At 28.3% G+C, this 18,812-nt stretch carries 16 protein-coding genes; 9 read left to right on the top strand and 7 right to left on the bottom strand.

Annotated features, from left to right (window positions below; genetic code table 11):
- Positions 1-62 precede the first annotated feature (62 nt).
- Both ruvB and ACD570_RS02960 read left to right on the top strand, forming a co-directional pair.
- Positions 63-1,070 (top strand): Holliday junction branch migration DNA helicase RuvB, encoded by a 1,008-nt coding sequence (gene ruvB, locus ACD570_RS02965; RefSeq protein ID WP_337210985.1) that lies wholly within the window; start codon positions 63-65, stop codon positions 1,068-1,070.
- A 4-nt stretch (positions 1,071-1,074) separates the two neighbouring features.
- On the top strand, positions 1,075-2,118 hold the full coding sequence (locus ACD570_RS02960; RefSeq protein ID WP_337210984.1) for an AI-2E family transporter: 1,044 nt from the start codon (positions 1,075-1,077) through the stop codon (positions 2,116-2,118).
- A 29-nt stretch (positions 2,119-2,147) separates the two neighbouring features.
- Here the strand turns inward: ACD570_RS02960 and fumC are convergent, their stop codons facing one another.
- Positions 2,148-3,539 carry a class II fumarate hydratase gene (gene fumC, locus ACD570_RS02955; RefSeq protein ID WP_417904373.1) on the bottom strand — a complete coding sequence of 464 codons (1,392 nt, stop codon included), beginning with the start codon at positions 3,537-3,539 and terminating at the stop codon, positions 2,148-2,150.
- 135 nt (positions 3,540-3,674) lie between these two features.
- On the bottom strand, positions 3,675-5,471 hold the full coding sequence (gene glmS / locus ACD570_RS02950) for a glutamine--fructose-6-phosphate transaminase (isomerizing) (RefSeq protein ID WP_417904372.1): 1,797 nt from the start codon (positions 5,469-5,471) through the stop codon (positions 3,675-3,677).
- A 207-nt stretch (positions 5,472-5,678) separates the two neighbouring features.
- Here glmS and mqnE point away from each other — a divergent pair, with 207 nt between their 5' ends.
- The 6 genes from mqnE to ACD570_RS02920 are packed head-to-tail and all read left to right on the top strand — an operon-like array spanning position 5,679 to position 12,272.
- On the top strand, positions 5,679-6,743 hold the full coding sequence (gene mqnE / locus ACD570_RS02945) for an aminofutalosine synthase MqnE (RefSeq protein ID WP_200280678.1): 1,065 nt from the start codon (positions 5,679-5,681) through the stop codon (positions 6,741-6,743).
- Between the two features lie 8 nt (positions 6,744-6,751).
- Entirely contained in the window at positions 6,752-8,071 is a 1,320-nt protein-coding gene (locus ACD570_RS02940) for an NCS2 family permease (protein WP_200280863.1), read from the top strand.
- A 12-nt stretch (positions 8,072-8,083) separates the two neighbouring features.
- Complete coding sequence (locus ACD570_RS02935; protein ID WP_200280682.1) at positions 8,084-8,527, top strand: phosphoribosyltransferase; 444 nt, start codon at positions 8,084-8,086, stop codon at positions 8,525-8,527.
- Between the two features lie 26 nt (positions 8,528-8,553).
- Entirely contained in the window at positions 8,554-9,243 is a 690-nt protein-coding gene (locus ACD570_RS02930; RefSeq protein WP_337207647.1) for a VacJ family lipoprotein, read from the top strand.
- Positions 9,244-9,251: 8 nt separating this feature from the next.
- The gene (locus tag ACD570_RS02925) at positions 9,252-9,818 is read left to right on the top strand and encodes an MlaC/ttg2D family ABC transporter substrate-binding protein (protein WP_239820017.1); all 567 of its coding nucleotides are present in this window, start codon (positions 9,252-9,254) and stop codon (positions 9,816-9,818) included.
- Positions 9,819-12,272 (top strand): efflux RND transporter permease subunit, encoded by a 2,454-nt coding sequence (locus ACD570_RS02920; protein WP_417904371.1) that lies wholly within the window; start codon positions 9,819-9,821, stop codon positions 12,270-12,272. It abuts the gene before it with no gap.
- A gap of 42 nt (positions 12,273-12,314) precedes the next feature.
- Here ACD570_RS02920 and rdgB read toward each other — a convergent pair whose 3' ends face one another.
- Positions 12,315-12,926 (bottom strand): RdgB/HAM1 family non-canonical purine NTP pyrophosphatase, encoded by a 612-nt coding sequence (gene rdgB / locus ACD570_RS02915; RefSeq protein ID WP_337196962.1) that lies wholly within the window; start codon positions 12,924-12,926, stop codon positions 12,315-12,317.
- Positions 12,927-13,078: 152 nt separating this feature from the next.
- Here rdgB and ACD570_RS02910 point away from each other — a divergent pair, with 152 nt between their 5' ends.
- On the top strand, positions 13,079-14,374 hold the full coding sequence (locus ACD570_RS02910) for an MFS transporter (protein WP_337207644.1): 1,296 nt from the start codon (positions 13,079-13,081) through the stop codon (positions 14,372-14,374).
- Here ACD570_RS02910 and ACD570_RS02905 read toward each other — a convergent pair.
- Genes ACD570_RS02905 through selA form a run of 4 tightly spaced genes read right to left on the bottom strand, consistent with a single transcriptional unit; the run spans position 14,364 to position 18,761 of the window.
- Positions 14,364-14,852: a hypothetical protein gene (locus tag ACD570_RS02905; protein ID WP_200280866.1), complete on the bottom strand. Its 489-nt coding sequence runs from the start codon at positions 14,850-14,852 to the stop codon at positions 14,364-14,366. The genes ACD570_RS02910 and ACD570_RS02905 overlap by 11 nt on opposite strands.
- 32 nt (positions 14,853-14,884) lie before the next feature.
- Entirely contained in the window at positions 14,885-15,595 is a 711-nt protein-coding gene (locus ACD570_RS02900) for a thioredoxin fold domain-containing protein (protein WP_239820021.1), read from the bottom strand.
- Between the two features lie 47 nt (positions 15,596-15,642).
- Positions 15,643-17,445, bottom strand: coding sequence for a selenocysteine-specific translation elongation factor (selB, locus tag ACD570_RS02895; protein ID WP_337207643.1), 1,803 nt, complete (start codon positions 17,443-17,445; stop codon positions 15,643-15,645).
- A complete protein-coding gene (gene selA / locus ACD570_RS02890) occupies positions 17,442-18,761 on the bottom strand; it encodes an L-seryl-tRNA(Sec) selenium transferase (protein WP_337198765.1) in 1,320 nt (439 codons plus the stop codon). Before selA ends, selB begins: the two co-directional genes overlap by 4 nt.
- Between the last annotated feature and the right edge of the window lie 51 nt (positions 18,762-18,812).

Raw genomic sequence — 18,812 nt, 5'->3', positions numbered from 1 at the left:
AAATTCTAGCAAAATTTAGTTAAAATCTTATTTTAATTTTCTCAGAAATACAAGAATGAAAAATGGATAGAATAGTAGAAATAGAAAAATATTCTTTTGATGAAACTTATGAAAATTCTTTACGCCCTTCAAGTTTTGATGGCTATATAGGACAAGAAAGTATTAAAAAAAATTTAAATGTTTTTATTGCTGCAGCAAAAAAACGAAATGAATGTTTAGATCATATCCTCTTTAGTGGTCCAGCAGGACTTGGAAAAACAACTTTAGCTAATATTATTTCTTATGAAATGGAAGCAAATATTAAAACAACAGCTGCACCGATGATAGAAAAAAGTGGAGATTTAGCTGCCATTTTAACGAATTTAAGCGAAGGTGATGTTTTATTTATCGATGAAATTCATCGTCTAAGCCCTGCTATTGAAGAAGTACTTTATCCAGCAATGGAAGATTATCGCTTAGATATCATTATAGGAAGTGGTCCTGCGGCACAAACAATAAAAATTGATCTGCCCAAATTCACACTCATAGGTGCCACTACACGTGCGGGTATGCTTAGTAATCCCTTAAGAGATCGTTTTGGTATGCAATTTCGTTTAGAATTTTACAAAGATAATGAACTTGCAACTATACTTCAAAAAGCTGCTTTAAAACTTAATAAAGTCTGTGAAGAAGATGCAGCACTTGAAATCGCAAAAAGATCAAGATCTACACCTAGAATTGCACTTCGGCTTTTAAAAAGAGTGAGAGATTTTGCTGATGTTAATGATGAAAAAAATATTACTCTAAAAAGAGCTAATGAAGCTTTAAATTCTTTAGGAGTAAATGAATTGGGTTTTGATGCGATGGATTTAAGATATCTTGAACTTTTAACAGCAGCAAAACAAAAACCTATGGGACTTGCAAGTATAGCTGCAGCTTTAAGCGAAGATGAAAATACGATTGAAGATGTTATAGAACCTTATTTATTAGCAAATGGCTATATAGAACGCACTGCCAAAGGACGCATAGCGAGTCATAAAAGCTTTAATGTATTAAAATTAAAATATCAAAAAAATTTATTTGAGGAGTAGTTTTTTGAAAAACGGAAAAATATTTTTAATTTCTTTTATTTTAGTTATTTTATCACTTTTACTTTATCTTTTTAAAAGCTTTTTACTTGTAATTATTATTGCAAGTTTAATGGCAGTAGCAACATCTAATATAAATGCAAAATTTTTACATCTGACTAAAGGGCATAAATTTTTTGCTTCAATTTTAACAACTTCTTGTATGGTAATTTTATTTTTTGCTCCTTTTTTTTACACGATGATAGAACTAGCTAAAACTTTAAAAAACTTTGATATTAGCTTAATTTCTAATACGCTAGATTATATAAAAAATTATCAATTTACCCTACCTGAAGGATTTAATTTCTTAGAACCAAAGGTCAAAGAATTTTTAGCCTCTATAGATTTAAACAATATTTCAAAACAAGCTTTAAATTATGCCTCAAGCTTTACAAAATCTGGAGCTAAATTTCTCATAGATATGGCTTTAATTTGTGTTTTTTATTTTTTTGCTAATTTATATGGAACCGAACTCGTCATTTACCTAAAATCAATCGTTCCAGTAGATAGAAATGAATTAGATGATGTTTTATCAGAAGTTGGCAATGTAATGGCTGTTGTGCTTTATTCTATGGTAATCATTGCTATTTTTCAAGGAACTCTATTTGGAATTATTACCATGTTTTATGGATATGATGGAATTTTAATGGGAGCAATTTTTGCTGTTAGCTCTTTAATACCAGCTGTTGGTGGTGCTTTAGTTTATATACCAGTAAGTCTTTATGAATTTGCTTCTAATGGTTTAAATTCAGCACTTGTAATTTTAATTTATTCTATAGTTATTATTTCTTTTATCGCTGATACTTTAATCAAGCCTTTAATTATAAAATGGATCAATAAAAAACTCGTTAAAACACCAACAAAAATTAATGAGCTCTTGATTTTCCTAGCCATGATAGCAGGAATATCAAGCTTTGGTTTTTGGGGTATTATTTTAGGTCCTGCAATTTTAACTTTTTTTATTTCTACGATTAGAATGTATGTAATTTTAAAAGATAAAAAACTGATCTGATTTATCTAGCTTAGCTAGATAAATTCAAATTAAGCTTTTGGTCCTATCATTTTAGTTGGATCAACAAATTGATTAAAATCTTCTTCACTAACTAAACCAAGCTCTATTGCACTTTCTTTTAAAGAAATTCCTTTTTTATGTGCATTTTTAGCTACTTTTGCAGCATTTTCATAACCAATATATGGATTTAAGGCGGTAACTAGCATTAAAGAATTATGAAGGTTGTAATCAATTCTTTTACGATTAGGTTCTATACCTACAGCACAATGGATATTAAATGAATGCATAGAATCAGCCAACAAATCAAGACTTTGTAAAAAATTATAAATAATCACAGGTTTAAAAACATTGAGTTCGAAATTTCCTTGGCTTGCTGCAAATCCAATTGTTGCATCATTTCCCATAACTTGAACTGCAACCATTGTTATAGCTTCACATTGAGTTGGATTTACTTTACCTGGCATTATAGAGCTTCCTGGTTCATTTTCAGGAATGCTAAGCTCTCCAAGTCCGCATCTTGGACCTGAAGATAACCATCTAATATCATTAGCAATTTTCATCAAATTTGCAGCTAAACCTTTCATAGCTCCATGTGTAAAATTAATCGCATCATGACTTGTTAAAGCATAGAATTTATTTGGGCTTGAAATAAACTTAGTCCCTATCAGTTTGCTTAATTCTTCACTAACTTTTTCACCAAGCTCTGGATGAGCATTAAGACCTGTTCCTACAGCTGTTCCACCAATAGCTAACTCCCTTAAGCTTGGCAAAGAAGCAATAATTTGCTCCTTAGAGTGTAAAAGCATTGACAAATAACCACTAAATTCTTGTGCTAGAGTAAGTGGCGTAGCATCTTGTAAATGCGTGCGTCCTATCTTGATAATACCATCAAATTCTTTTACTTTTTTTTCAAAAGTTGCAATAAGTTTATCTAAAGCAGGGATAAGCTTTTTCTCTACTTGCTCAACTGCAACGATACTCATAGCTGTTGGAAAAGTATCATTTGAACTTTGACTCATATTAACATGATCATTTGGATGCACAAGCTTTTCTTTACGAAAATCTCCGCCCATAATTTCAGTGGCACGATTTGCAATAACTTCATTCATATTCATATTGCTTTGTGTGCCTGAACCTGTTTGCCAAATGGCAAGCGGAAAATTATCATCAAATTTACCTAAAATAATTTCATCACAAGCTTGCACTATGGCATTTTTTTTAGTATCATCAAGTTTGCCAAGTTTATGATTAACCAAAGCTAAAGATTTTTTAAGATTAGCAAAAGCATAAATTAAAACCTTTGGCATTTTTTCACAACCGATTTTAAAATTTTCAAAACTTCTCTGGGTTTGCGCTCCCCAATATTTATCATTTGGCACTCTAACTTCACCCATTGTATCATGCTCTATTCTATACTCCATTATATTTTCCTTCAATTTTAATTTCATATAATGATTTAAACAAAAATAGACATAAAATTAGCTTATAGTTTAAATTTTAAATCAATAAGTATGTATTTAAATAAACTTTGTTTCAAAACTGCACACAATAGATTTTTACTCTACTGTTACACTTTTTGCAAGATTTCTTGGCATATCTACATCATTACCCAATCTAATAGAAATCTCCATCGCTAAAAGTTGTGTAATTACCATCATTTCAAAAAATTCACACATATAATGATTTTGCTCATTGGTTTTTATAAAATCATCGCTCAAATCAAATTCCAAAGGCGAAATACTAAGCACAGTAGAATCTCTAGCAATTAATTCTTCAACATTGGATTTTGTTTTTTCATAAAGCATATTTTTAGGCATTAAAGCAATGGTATAAAGTTTAGAATCAGCTAATGCTATAGGACCGTGCTTCATTTCACCTGCTGGATAGCCTTCAGCATGTAAATAAGAAAGTTCTTTTAATTTTAAAGCACCTTCTAAAGCTAAAGGATAAAAAACGTCGCGTCCTATAAAGAAAAAACCATGTCCATCAAGATAGCGTTTAGATAAACGATGAATTTTTTCATGTAATTTTGCATTTACTTTAACACAATTTGGCGTATGCAATAAGGCTTTAATTTCTCTAGAAATATCAAAATTTTTCTTTTGTGCAATAAAAATAGCCAACATCCAAAGTGTTAAAATTTGAGTTGCAAAAGCTTTCGTTGAGGCTACTCCTTTTTCAATACCTGCACGAGTTAAAAGACTTAAATGAGCTAAACGTACCATATTAGAATTATCAACATTACAAATTGCAAAAGTTTTTGCGCCTTGTTCTTTTGCTATTTTTAAAGCCTCCAATGTATCTGCAGTTTCTCCACTTTGAGAGATTACAATAAATAAAGAATTAGGTTTAATTACTGCATCGCGATAGCGAAATTCGCTTGCGATCTCAACCTTAGCTTTAATTTTTGCCAAACGTTCAAATAAATAAGCACTAGCCATGGCTGCATGATAACTTGTTCCACATGCACATAAAGTAATTTCTTCAATATCGCTTAAATTTTCATTTTCAAGCTCATCAAAAACTACTTCATCGCCATTAATACGCCCCATCAAAACTTCACTCATAACGCGACTTTGTTCATAAATTTCTTTTTCCATAAAAAAGCGAAAACCATCTTTTTTAGCAAAAGCCTTATCGCCTCGCAATTTTATAAAAGAATTGCTTTTAAGTTTATCATTTTCAAAAATCACTAGTTCTTCTTTATTGGCATAGCCTAAGCTCAAATCCTCAAGATAAATTACCTCATTACAAAGTCCAATTAAAGGTGTATCTGCACTAGCAAAATAAATTTCATTTTCTTCATTTTTTCCTACAATTAAAGGAGCTGCATTTTTAGCAAAAAAAACATGATTAGGATCTTTTTTTGTAATCAAAAGAATTGCAAAGGCTCCACGCAATTCATTGATAGTCTTTTTAAATGCCTCAAATGTATCCATATCTTTGGCATAAAATTCAAAAAGTTGTACTATCACTTCAGTATCAGTTTGACTTAAAAAATGAATACTATTTTGCTCTAATTTGTCTTTAATTTCTTTATAGTTTTCAATAATCCCATTATGGATCACGCAAGAATATTGACCCAAATGTGGATGTGCATTAATTTCTGTTGGTTTGCCATGAGTTGCCCAGCGTGTATGTCCTATAGCAAATCCATAACCTTCGCTAGAAAAATTAGCGCATTTATTGGATAAATTTTCAAGCTTTCCCACAGCTTTAAAAAAATTAAGCTCTCCATCTTTCATTATTGCTAAACCAGCACTATCATAGCCACGATACTCAAGTTCCTTAAGTCCGCTTATTATAGTTTGTTTTTTTTCACTTTTTCCTATATAACCTACTATTCCACACATTTTTACTCTCTTAAAAATTAATTAATTTATTTTAAACAATCGAATTTTAACTTATCTTTTTTAATGATTTATTTTAAAATTATATTTTTTTAAAATACAGATAAAACTCTATTTTATCGAAATTTACCTATAATATCAATCTTTTTTTCAGTAAGAATTTATAATGTTTATCTTAAAATTTTAAAAAATAAAACAAGTGATAATCAAATGAAAAATTTAATTAAAAAACTGGAAAATGAAGAAAGAATTAATCAGGAAGAAGCAAATAGACTTTGGGATTTAGATCTTTTTACTTTAGGTAAATTAGCTCATAAAAGACGTGAAAAATTTCACGGAAAAAAAGTTTATTTTAATATTAATCGCCATATCAATCCAACTAATATCTGTGCAGATACTTGTAAATTTTGTGCCTTTTCAGCCCATCGCAAAAATCCAAATCCTTATATAATGACTCACGATGAAATCATGAAAATAGTTGATGAAACTGTAACTCGTGGCACAAAAGAAGTGCATATAGTTTCTGCTCATAATAAAGATACAAGCTGGCAATGGTACTTAGAAATTTTTAAAATGATTAAAGAAAAATATCCCTATATTCATATAAAGGCTATGACAGCAGCTGAAATTGATTTCTTACATCGACGTTTTGCAATGAGCTATGAAGAAGTGATAGAAAAAATGTTAGAATATGGTGTAGATTCAATGCCTGGCGGAGGAGCTGAAATTTTTGATGAAGAAATTCGTAAAAAAATTTGCCATGGAAAAGTTAGTAGCGAAAATTGGTTAAAAATTCACAAACTATGGCACAAAAAAGATAAGCAAAGTAATGCTACCATGCTTTTTGGACATATAGAAGAAAGAAAACATAGAATCGATCATATGTTTAGACTTAGAAATTTACAAGATGAAACTGGTGGGTTTAATGCTTTCATTCCTTTAGTTTGGCAAAGAAATAATAGCTTTATACAAACTGATAAAATTATGGACAGTGAAGAAATTTTAAAAACGGTTGCCATTTCACGTTTAGTACTTGATAATATTAAAAATATCAAAGCATATTGGGCAACAATGACTCTAAATTTAGCTATGGTAGCTCAAGAATTTGGTGCCAATGATTTAGATGGAACTATTGAAAAAGAAAGTATTCAAAGTGCTGGAGGGGCAAAATCAGCCAAAGGAGCAAGCTTGAAAACTTTTATAGATATGATTAAAACTGCCAACTTAATCCCTGTAGAACGAGATAGTTTATACAATGAGTTAAAAATTTATTAATTTAGGAGATAAATTTGTTCAAACTTAAAGAAAATAAAACTAATTTTCGTACAGAATTAATCGCTGGATTGACCACTTTTTTAGCTATGGTTTATATCATCCCTGTCAATTCAGCAATTGTAAGCAATACTGGTATGCCCATAGAAGCTTTAATCACAGCAACCACCTTGGTTACTATTATAGCAAGTGCTTTTAATGCTTTTTTTGCTAATACGCCAGTTGCCATGAGCGTTGGTATGGGTTTAAATGCTTATTTTACCTTTGCGGTTTGTGGAGCACAAAAAATTCCTTGGCAAAGTGCTTTAGGGGCTGTTTTTATTTCAAGTATTATTTTTCTTATTCTTTCATTTACGCATTTTCGCCTTTGGATTATTAGAAATATACCTAAAGATTTAAGATTAGCAATTTGTGCAGGTATTGGCTGTTTTATCACTTTTTTGGGATTGAGTCAGATGGGAATTATTGAGCACAATAAAGATACTTTGGTAGGAATAGGAAATTTTGGAAGTTCTCATGTGCTTTTTGGAATTTTTACTCTTGCACTTATTATCTTTTTTTGGGCTGTAAAACTCAAAGGAGCTTTTATTTTTGGAGTTTTAATTAGCTCAATTATTGCTTGGATTTTTCATATTGATCAAGCACAATTTCCAACCCAACTATTCTCTCTACCTGCTTTTGATTCTGCCAATGGCTTAGGGGCAATTTTTTTCAAATTAGATATCAAAAATGCTTTAAATATTGGTATGATTCCTATCATACTTACTTTTTTCATTACCCAACTTTTCGATAGTATTGGTACTATTACCGGAGTAGGAGAGAGAGGAAAAATATTTGATGATGCTAAAAATGGCGAAAAAAAACTTGGAAAAACTTTAATGGCAGATGCTACTGGATCTACTCTTGGTTCTTTAGTTGGGACATCTACTGTAACAGCTTTTGTTGAAAGCACAACTGGAGTAGAAAGTGGTGGTAGAACCGGTCTTACAGCACTAGTTGTAGCTTTATGCTTTGTTTTAACTCTTTTTTTACTACCGCTTTTTAAAGCCATACCTGCAAATGCAATTTATCCTGTTCTTATAATGGTGGGAATTTTAATGTTCATGGAAGTTAAAAATATAGATTTTAAAGATGAAGCTATAGCAGTAGGTAGCTTTTTTACTATAATCATGATGCCGCTTACCTATTCCATTACTTCAGGTTTTGCTTTCGGTTTTCTTACTTATTTACTCATAAGAGTTTTTAAACGCCAGTGGAATCAAATTAATTTAGGTATTGTTGTTTTAAGTTTGATTTCTTTGGGTAATTTTTTACTAATTGCATTACAATAAAAAAGGGGATAGATGTTTTTTTATTCTTATAATTATTTTGAGGAAGATGTTAAATTTTTAGCCTCACAAATAAAAAAAGAATTTAATCCTGATGCTCTTATTGCCATTGCTAGAGGCGGCATGACTTTGGGACATTCTTTAGCTGTTGCATTAAATACTCGTAATCTTTTTAGTCTTAATTCTATACATTATGATGATACTAAAAAACTCGATACTATTGAAATTTTTAATATTCCAGATCTTAAAAATTATAAAAAAATTTTACTCATTGATGATATAGTAGATAGTGGCGAAAGCTTATCTGAGATTAAAAGAAGATTGCAAGAACAATTTCCTCATATTGAATTAAAAATTGCAACAATTTTTTATAAAAAAACGGCTCTTTTAGAACCTGACTTCAAGGTTAAAGAAGCTAAAGAATGGATAGACTTCTTTTGGGATATAAAAATTGATTGACTTTTATTATTTTGGAGTTTCAAATTTTGAAAATTAAAATCATATTATTGTTATTATTAACTTATTCTTTTGCATTGGATCAAAATTTTGAAGACTTTGAGCAAGAATATAAAAATTATCAAATTAATGATCCACTTGTAAACTATAATAAAGCTATGACTCATTTTAATATGACCTTATACACTTATGGATTTCGTCCTATTTTAAAAGTTTATGATCAGGTTACACCTCAATTTTTTCGTGTGGGAGTAAAAAATTTTTTTGACAATTTATTTTCGCCTATGCGTTTTGTTGGAAATGTTTTGCAATTTAAATTTGAAAATGCTGGAGAAGAATTTAAAAGATTTATCGCTAATACAATTATGGGTTTTGGGGGCTTAATGGATCCAGCTAGCAAAATGGGATTAAAAAAACATCCTGCTGATCTTGGAACAGTTTTAGGACATTGGGGGGTTGGCGGAGGTTTTCATTTAGTATTGCCTGTATTAGGACCTAGTAATTTAAGAGATACTTTAACCTTGCCTGCAATTTGGTATGCAAATCCCGTAAGCTATATAGAGCCTCAATGGGTTAGTATTACTATAAGTACTTATGGCTTTGGAAATGAACTTAGTTTTAAACTTGATGAAATTGATGAAATTTACTATAATACACCAAATTTATATCCATTTTTAAGAGATGCTTATGAACAAAGAAGGCAAGAATTAAGCAAATAAGGACAAAAATGAAAAAAATTATTTTATTATTCTTTTTTTTAGGAAATATTTGGGCTCTAAATTTAAACGATATCCCAAATACTATGCAAAATAATATTGACAAAAGTTTAAATTTTTTAAAAACTCAAAAAGATAAAAATTTAGTAGCAAATGAAATTTTTAAACTTTTCGATGATATTATTGATTATAAACTCATGGCAAAACTTAGTCTTTCAAAAAATTATGATAAGCTTAACAAACAAGAGCAAGAAGAATTTTCAAAAGCTTTTGAACAAAGTCTTAAAAAAAGTTTTACTGATAAGCTAAGTCTTTATAAAGATCAGATTCTAAAAGTAAAAAATGGGGAGCTTAAAAATGAAAAAAGATATTTTCTTATAACTTCTATTATTGACAATGGAGAAGAAAAAAATATTATTTTCAAATTTTACAACAACAATAATAATTGGTTGATTTATGATGTTGATGTATTAGGAGTTAGTATTATTCAAACCTATCGTTCTCAATTTGGAGATATTTTATCGAGTGAAGGATTTCAAGCTTTATTACAAAAACTTAAAAACATCACTATAAAATAAATGTTTTCAAAATTTTTAAAACTAATTATTTCTTACCCAAAAACTACTTTTTTGGGAACTCTTTTTATTTGTTTATTTCTTAGTTTTTTCGCCTTTAAAATAAGCGTTGATGCAAGCGCTGAGAGTTTATTGCTTGAAGACGATATTGATTTAAAAACCTTTAGAGAAATTTCAAAACATTATAAAAATGATAATTTTTTAATTCTTGCCTTTAAACCTCAAGATGGAAATCTTTTTTCAAAAACAAATCTATCTAAATTAGAAAAAATTCATTATGAACTAGAAAAAGCACCTTTGGTTAATCGCGTTTTTAGCATCATCAATGCACCTTTATTGCAAAGCTCTGAAAATACAGACTTTAAAGAACTTTTAAAAAATATACCCAATATACAAAGTAAAGATATTAATCAAACAAAAGCAAAAAGTGAAATTTTAAATAATCCTTTTTATAAAAATAATATTATCTCAAAAGATGGAAAAATCACAGGAATTATTATTTATCTAAAAACAGATTATATTTACAATAAACTTATAGAAAAAAGAGATTTGGCTAAAAACGAAAAAGAAAAAAATGCTATTCGTTTGGCGATTAAAAAGCATCAAGATCAGCAAAAAATTCTCAATAAACAAAACTTAGATTTTATAAAAAATATCATAAAAAAATACGAAACTAACCAAGATAAACTTTATCTTGGTGGTGTCAGCATGATAGCTGATGATATGATCACCTATATAAAATCCGATCTTTTAATTTATGGAGTTTCTTTAGTTTTTTTATTGGCAATTGCATTATACTATTTTTTTAGAACTTGGCGTTTTGTTTTTTTACCCCTTTTTATATGTTTTATCAGTTTGAGTGCGGCAAGTGGAATATTTGCTCTTTTAAATTTTCAAATTACTGTTATTTCTTCTAATTACGTTGCCCTAGTTTTAATCATAACGCTAAGTGTTGTAATTCACTTAATCACTCATTTTATAGAAATCTCTCAAGCCCATCCTAAAGCGAAAATTCAACGCCTTGTGCTTCAAACCTTATTAGCTAAAGCAAAACCCAGTCTTTATGCTATAGTTACAACCATGATAGGCTTTTGCTCTCTTATACTTTCAAACATAGAACCTATTATAAAATTAGGTATTATGATGAGTATAGGTATAGGTTTAGCTTTAATTTTTAGTTATTTATTTTTAGCAAGTGTTTTAGTTTTGCTCAAGCCAAAACAATATTATAAAAAAGAATTTAAATTTAATCTTTTAGAATTTTGTGCAAAAATAAGTTTGGATCCAAAAAAACGTTATATTATTTATGGAATTTCTTGTATAGCAATTTTAATATCTTTATTTGGAATTTCTAAACTAAGAGTTGAAAATTCTTTTGTAAACTATTTTAGAGATGGTAGCGAGATTAAAAAAGGATTGCTTGTTATTGATAAAAATTTAGGTGGAACCTTGCCTTTAGATGTAATTATACGCTTTAAAGATAATCAAAAAAATATTGATTCAAATAATACTTTAGATAGTTTTGAAGATGAATTTGAAAATTTAGAAAAAAAAGATACCTATTGGTTTAACTCCCAAAAAACACGTATTGCTAAAAAAGTTCATGAATTTTTAGAACATCAAAAATTTGTAGGTTCGGTTCTTAGTTTAAATAGTCTTTTAATTTTGGGAAAAAATATCAATCATGGTGAAGATTTAGATGATTTTGCATTGGCATTTTTAAATGAGAATTTACCGCAAAATTTTAAACAAGATCTCATTTCTCCTTTTGTTAATATAAAAAATAATGAATTAAGATTTACAATGCGTATTGTTGATTCTGATCCAAATTTAAGACGTAATGAATTTTTAACGAAACTTAATGAAAATTTACACAAACTTTTAAAAAATGATAATGTACAAATTCAAATTACAGGTATTATGGTACTTTACAATAATATGCTTCAAAGCCTTTTTTCTTCGCAATTTGATACACTTGTTTTTGTTATATTGGCTATTTTTATTCTTTTTATCTTTGTTTTTCGTGATTTAAAATTTTCTATTATAGCTATACTTGTTAATGTTATTCCTTTAAGTGTTGTTTTTGCATTAATGGGATTATGTAAAATTCCTCTTGATATGATGAGTATTACAATAGCTGCTATTGCTATAGGCATTGGCGTTGATGATGCTATTCATTATATCTACCGTTTTAAGGAAGAAATTAAGACTAAAAGTATTGAAAAAGCTATAATAAATTCTCATCTTAGTATAGGCTCAGCACTTTATTATACAACCATAAGTATTGTATTAGGATTTAGTGTTATGATGAGTAGTAATTTTGTCCCTACAATCTATTTTGGAGTTTTAACAATCTTTGTTATGATTTTACTCTTAAGCGGGAGTTTATTTTTACTCCCTAGCTTTTTGATTAGTATTTATTCTAAGAAAGCCAAAATTGAAAACCAACATAAATAGCATAAATTAAAATAACAGCAATTATATATTTTATAAATTTCTTCATCTTTCTTTTTCCTTTTTAATCATTTCCAAAATAATTAAAGCAAGTTCCATAGCTTTAAATCTATGTGAGATTTTATTCTTTTGATTAGGTTCAAGTTCAGCTAAAGTTTGCTCAAAACCCTTTGGAATAAAAAGACTATCGTAACCAAAACCCTTATCCCCTTTTTCCTTATTGATAACTTTTCCATGCATACTTGCTTGAGTTACATACTCCCCATTAAAACCCACCAAAGCAATAGCAGCTTTATAGTGAGCTTTACTTTCAGAAATATTTAAATTTTTCATTTGAGAAAGTAATTTTTCTCTATTACTTTTATCATCGCTTTGAATACTAAAACGAGCGGAATAAATTCCAGGCTTTCCATCTAAAGCGTCAACGCAAATTCCACTATCATCGCTCAATACAATAAAATCTTTTTTCTGTTTTTGATTTAAAGCATTAAAAACAGCTCTAGCTTTTATTAAAGCATTTTCTTTAAAGCTTTTACCATTTTCTTCTATTTCAAAAGGCTCAAGAACATCACCAAAAGAGTATAAGGGATAATTTTTTATCATATCCTTAAATTCTAAAACTTTGTGTGCGTTATTTGTTGCCAAAAGAATTTTCATACCTTATCCTTTCTTTTTTTAGCCATGAAAACTTTAAAAAAGTCTAGCATAATTTTTAAAAGCTTACAAGAAAATTATCCCTTAAAATTAAAAATAAGTTAATCTAAATCATAGTAAAATTATCTCAATTTAAAAATTTTAGGAAGGTAACAATGTTAAATAATGTTTTAGCTTTATCATTTATAATTGGAACTAGATTTTTCGGACTTTTCATTGTTTTACCTGTCTTAAGTCTTTATACTTTAAAATTAGAACACGCAAATGAATTTTTAGTAGGATTTTTAGTAGGAATTTATTCTCTTACTCAAATGATTTTACAAATGCCTTTTGGAATTTTAAGCGATAAAATAGGTCGTAAAAAAACAATGCTTATAGGACTCTTAATCTTTATCTTTGGTTCTTTAATTTGCGCATTTTCTCATGATATTTACATGATGCTATTAGGAAGAATGCTTCAAGGTGCTGGAGCTATTGGAGGCGTCGCCACAGCTATGATTAGTGATTTTATTACAGAAGAAAATCGTGGTAAAGCTATGGCTATTATGGGTTCTTTTATTGGTCTTAGCTTTGCTAGTTCTATGGTTATCTCTCCTTTAATGAGTGCAAAATGGGGACTATCTAGTCTTTTTTATTTGAGTGCAGCCTTATCAGCTTTATGTATTGTTTTGCTCTATAGCGTTGTTCCAAAAGAAAATAAAATCACTCACCATAATCAAAAAACACCTTTTTTACATCTGATTAGACAAAAAAATTTAGCTCTAATGAATATTACAAATTGTATGCAAAAGATGCTTATGAGTATAGCATTTTTAAGCATACCTATTATTTTGGTTAAACATTTAGGTTTTCATGAAAATAAACTTTGGACTGTTTATACACCCTCTATGATTGCAGGATTTATTGCTATGGGTTTTGCTGGAAGTTTAGGAGAAAAAAAAGGCTTAGCTAAACAAATTTTACTACTTGGTGTGGTATTTTTTATTTGTTCTTATATTCTTTTTAATCTTGCTAATTCTATCAATCTTTTTATTATTGCTATTATAATATTTTTTATTGGATTTAATTTGCATGAACCTATAATGCAAAGCTGTGCATCAAAATTTTGCAAAGTTCATGAAAAAGGCGCAGCATTAGGTCTTTTTAATGCTTTTGGTTATGCGGGAAGTTTTATAGGTGGAACTATTGGTGGGATATTTTTGCATCTTAATCAATTAAATCTTTTAACAATGATTTTAATTGTTTTAGCTATTTTTTGGTTGATTAGTCTCTTTTTCTTAAAAAATCCATCTGAATTTAAAAATATTTATCTACCTTTAAGCACATCTTTAGATTTAAAAGAATTTGGAAAAAATATAGGAGTGGTGGATATTTATAAAAATTCTAAAAATTTAATTATTAAATTTGATATCAAAATTACAAACGAAGAAAACTTAAAAGCTAAAATTTAAAATAGAAAAAGCTTGTAATTTGGTTAAGAATTTTATCCTCTAACGAAACTTGGCAACGCTCTTTATTTGCTAAATAAGCTGTTCTGGCAATCAAACTTGTTTTTTGAGCTTTGCCATTTTTAATAACTTCTATATTTAATTGCATACTATAATAATTCTCAACAAGCCATTCTCCTTGGCTTTCTAAAGGATCAAAATCATAAAAAAATCTAGCTGAAGTGTTTATCCTTTGTGCATAAGAATGTTTTTTCATATCAACAAGATTGAGATAAATTTTATATGTTGGATTTTGATTGCTTTGTTTAAGTCCTAAATTTCGCAATCTATTAGCTAATTTAATTTCCAACTCACTTTTAATTTTACTTGGATTTTGAAAAAGAATTTCAAAAGTTTCATTTAGATGCGCTTGAAGAAATATTCCTTCATTATTTGTCCGTATAGAACTTTCAACAAAAGTAGAATTAGCACAAGCACTCATAAAGAGTGCTAAAAATATAAAAATAAAAATTTTCATTTTATAATAGTTGGAGTAGCACTAAGTCCTAAAGCACGATATTTTTCATAAAGAGAGAATATCTGTTTTAATTCAGCATCGCTAACTTTTGGATAACTTTTAATATTTGGATCGTAATACTTTTTTAAAATTGCTATTTTTTCATCATCGCTTTTAGCTTTTTTGCTTTCTTTATAAATTAATGCTGATTTTTCAAAAGCCGATTTTCCATGTACTGGGGTTAAAATATAATTGATTTGATAATTTTTAAGCTCATCTTTAATTTGCTCTAATTGTTCTCTACAAAAAGGGCATTCTGGATCAGAGAATACATACATTGCAGGTTTATTTTTATCTCCCATGGCAATTACCATTTTTTCCTTTTGTGCTACAGGTTTAGCATTTTTAGCAAAATGCTCTCTAGCTTCTTGAAATTTCTTCATTTCATATTCTTGAGCATAAGAAGTTCTTGTCTTTAAATCAATAATATCAGGAACTATAATATTATCCTTTGTAAAAAGAATTTGATCTTGAGTTTGACCATCAACACTTACGCTAACAATTACACTTTCAAACCCAGTATCTCCAACTTTTTGACGATCCTTTACAGTTACAGTAGCATTTGGAAATTGCATTTTAATACTTTTTGAATAAAAATCACTGATTTCGCTATTGCTCGCAGCAAACAAAGATGCTGAACAAGCTAAAATTAAGCTTAATTTTTTCATTTATCTTCCTTAAAAAATAAAATATGGGTTTATTGTATAATGATTTTCTAAATACTTGTTTTTAAAAATCTTTTTTCGTCTTTTTTTTGCACTCTTTCATCTTTATCTAAATATTCCAAATAAGCTATTGCATATTTTCTCGATAAATGAAAAATTTCTTTCATTTTTTGCACATCAAGAATTCTAGTTTCTAAAATTTTCAAACATTCTTGCATTAATCGATCTAAAGATTTTTTTTCTACAAAAAGATTATGAGAAAGTCTGACAACTAACTTTTCTTGGGTAAGTTTTTTTAAAATTTCATCACCACTCTTTCGATCAAGATCCAAATCTTCATAAAGATTATAAGGAGCTTGCGGCATAATACCTTGTTTTTTCAATATTTCATAGAGTTCATTATTATTTCTTTGCTTGAGTTTTTCAAAATCAGTACCTTTTTTAAAATATATTCCATTTTTAAAATCAAGCAAATTTTGCATATTCTTAAGCCCAAATTCACAAAATTCCATACTTGCCCAAGAAATTCTTAAAGATAATGAAGTCGGAGAAAACATAGCATAAGGATTTTTATCCAATATAAAAACAATCATTTTTTTAAATTCATCCAAAGCTAAAAGATTGTAGACATTAAGATTTTTTTCATCTACAAAAACTCCATTTATTTTTTTTGCTAAATCCAAAGCTTCTTTATGAGATAATTTAAATCTTTGATAGCTAGAAAGTAAGCCAAAACCCATTTTATGAATATCTTTTAAGAACCCAAAAACAGCTTTAAAGTCTCTATTTTTAAGCAAAAATAATAATTTATTTTTCATTTCTTTCTTTAAAGGCTCACTCACAGGATTTAAAACTCTACCGCCTCCTACAATGCGATTATTTTGAAGTAAAATAAATTTTTCATCAAAACATAAAAAAAGCTGAGTTTTAAAAACAAGATGAGCAAAAAATTCGTCATTATCTAATTCTTTTAAAATTACAAGTTTGCATTCTACACTTTTACTCCCTACGCAAAAAAGCATTTTTTCATTTTTTAATCCTCTTTTAGCCTTAATTAAAACATCACATTCTAAAAATCCTTTAAAAACACCTTTTTTACTTAAGATAAAACCTTTTTTTAAATCTCTATGATCGCAATTTAAACTCAATGCCACACGATTAAAAGCTCTAATTTCTTCACAATTTTCATCATGATTTTGTATATTTTTTACCAAAAGTTCTTTTTGATTATCTAAACAAATAATTTTTTCATTGACGCTAATTTTTCCCTCATTTAAACTGCCAGTTACAACAGTTCCTATACCTTTTAGCGTAAAAACTCTATCTATATAATAACGAAAAATCAAATCATCATTTGCATTTTTATCTTTTAAATTTAAAAGATAATCTTTTAAAATATTAATACTAACTTGTTCTTTTATAGATGTATAAAAAACACTCGATGGGTTAAAATTTAAATTTTTTAAAATTTCTTGTCCACGCTCTTTATAGTTTTGACATAAATCACACTTGCTAAATACAATGATAATCTCTTTAATTTCTAGAATTTCAAGCACTTCTAAATGCTCTATACTCTGCTCTTTTAAGCCTTCGTTAATATCTATAACAAATAAGCAAGCACTAAAACCAAATGCTCCACCAATCATAGTTTTAACTAAATCTTTATGTCCTGGAACGTCGATGAAAGATAAATGTTTATCCTTTAATTTTAAATTTGAAAAACTTAAATTAATTGTAATTTGTCTTTCTTTTTCCTCTTTTAAATTATCTCCATCAAAGCCATTTAAAGCTTTAATCAAAGAAGTTTTTCCATGATCAATATGTCCAGCAGTTCCAATAAGCAAAGAATTCATAAATTTTCCATAGAATTAATTAGTTTGATCAAAATATCTAAATCACTTTGCCTAATCGTTCTAAAATCTAAAACAAAATTATCATTTTCAACGCGACCTATAATATTTTTTTCTCTAAATTTTTTTTGCAATATTAAAGCTTTACCCTCAAAAGACAAAACTCTACTTTCCAAAGTTTTATCAGGCATTGATCCACCCCCAACTAGACTTTTGCTTTTTTTAATATCACTTTTAAATTTAATCCTTTGTTGCACCCATAAAGCTTTTTGTTCTATATGTTTAATATCATCATTTAAAAGTCTTAAAGTTGTGATTTTGCTATAATCTTTTTCAAGATAAGCCTTAAGCGTTTGATTGATCAATGCTAAAGTGATTTTATCTACTCTTAACATTCTTAAAAGTTGATTTTTTTTAATCTTTTCAATTAGATCTTTTTTTCCCAATATAATTCCAGCCTGAACAGAACCAAAGAGCTTATCACCACTAAAGCTTAAAATATCGCAATTTTTAAGCACTTTTTTAATCATAGGTTCATTTTTTGCCAATTCTTTATTTAAATTTTCACACCATCCAGAACCTAAATCATAATAGGTTAAAATTCCTTTTTCTTTAGCTAATTTATTAAGCTCTATAATACTTACATCGCTTTGAAAACCTATAAGAGCAAAATTTGATTTATGTGTTTTTAAAAGCAATTTTGTATTTTCATCGATAGCTTCTTCATAATCTTTTAAATGTGTTTTATTACTTGTTCCAACTTCTTTAAGCTTAACTCCTGCGGCCTTAATCACTTCAGGCACACGAAAACTCCCACCTATTTCAACCAATTCGCCCCTAGAGCTAATAATTTCTTTATTAAAACAAAGGGTATTTAAAATCAAAAAAACTGCAGCAGCATTATTATTTACCACTAAAGCATCTTCACACTCAAAAAGCATTTTAAGCTTTTCAAGCACTAAAGCATAGCGACTCCCTCTTTTACCGTTTTCTAAATCAAATTCAAGATTTGTATAATTGCAAATTTGATCTTTACATTGATTAAAAATGCTTTCATCAATTACACTTCTTCCTAAATTGGTATGGATAATCACACCTGTGGCATTAATTACACTTTGTAAATCTTTACGTAGATAATTTTGAATTTCTAATTTGATTTTTTCTAAAAGAATGCTTTTTTCACAATTATTATTACCCATGGCTTTAAAATTAGCCACGATATTTTTGCAAAAATAAGCTTTTAAATAAAACGGATATTCTTTTAAAAATTCATCCTCAATTAAAGCTCCAATTTGTGGAAATTTTTTAATTTTGTCCATCTTAAACCTTAAGAAAATATTTGGTTATTTTAACATAAAATTTAAAAAAAT

The organism is Campylobacter sp. LH-2024 (assembly GCF_048270605.1).
Classification (GTDB): Bacteria; Campylobacterota; Campylobacteria; order Campylobacterales; family Campylobacteraceae; genus Campylobacter_D; species Campylobacter_D molothri.
This window is presented reverse-complemented; position numbering and strand designations above follow the sequence as displayed.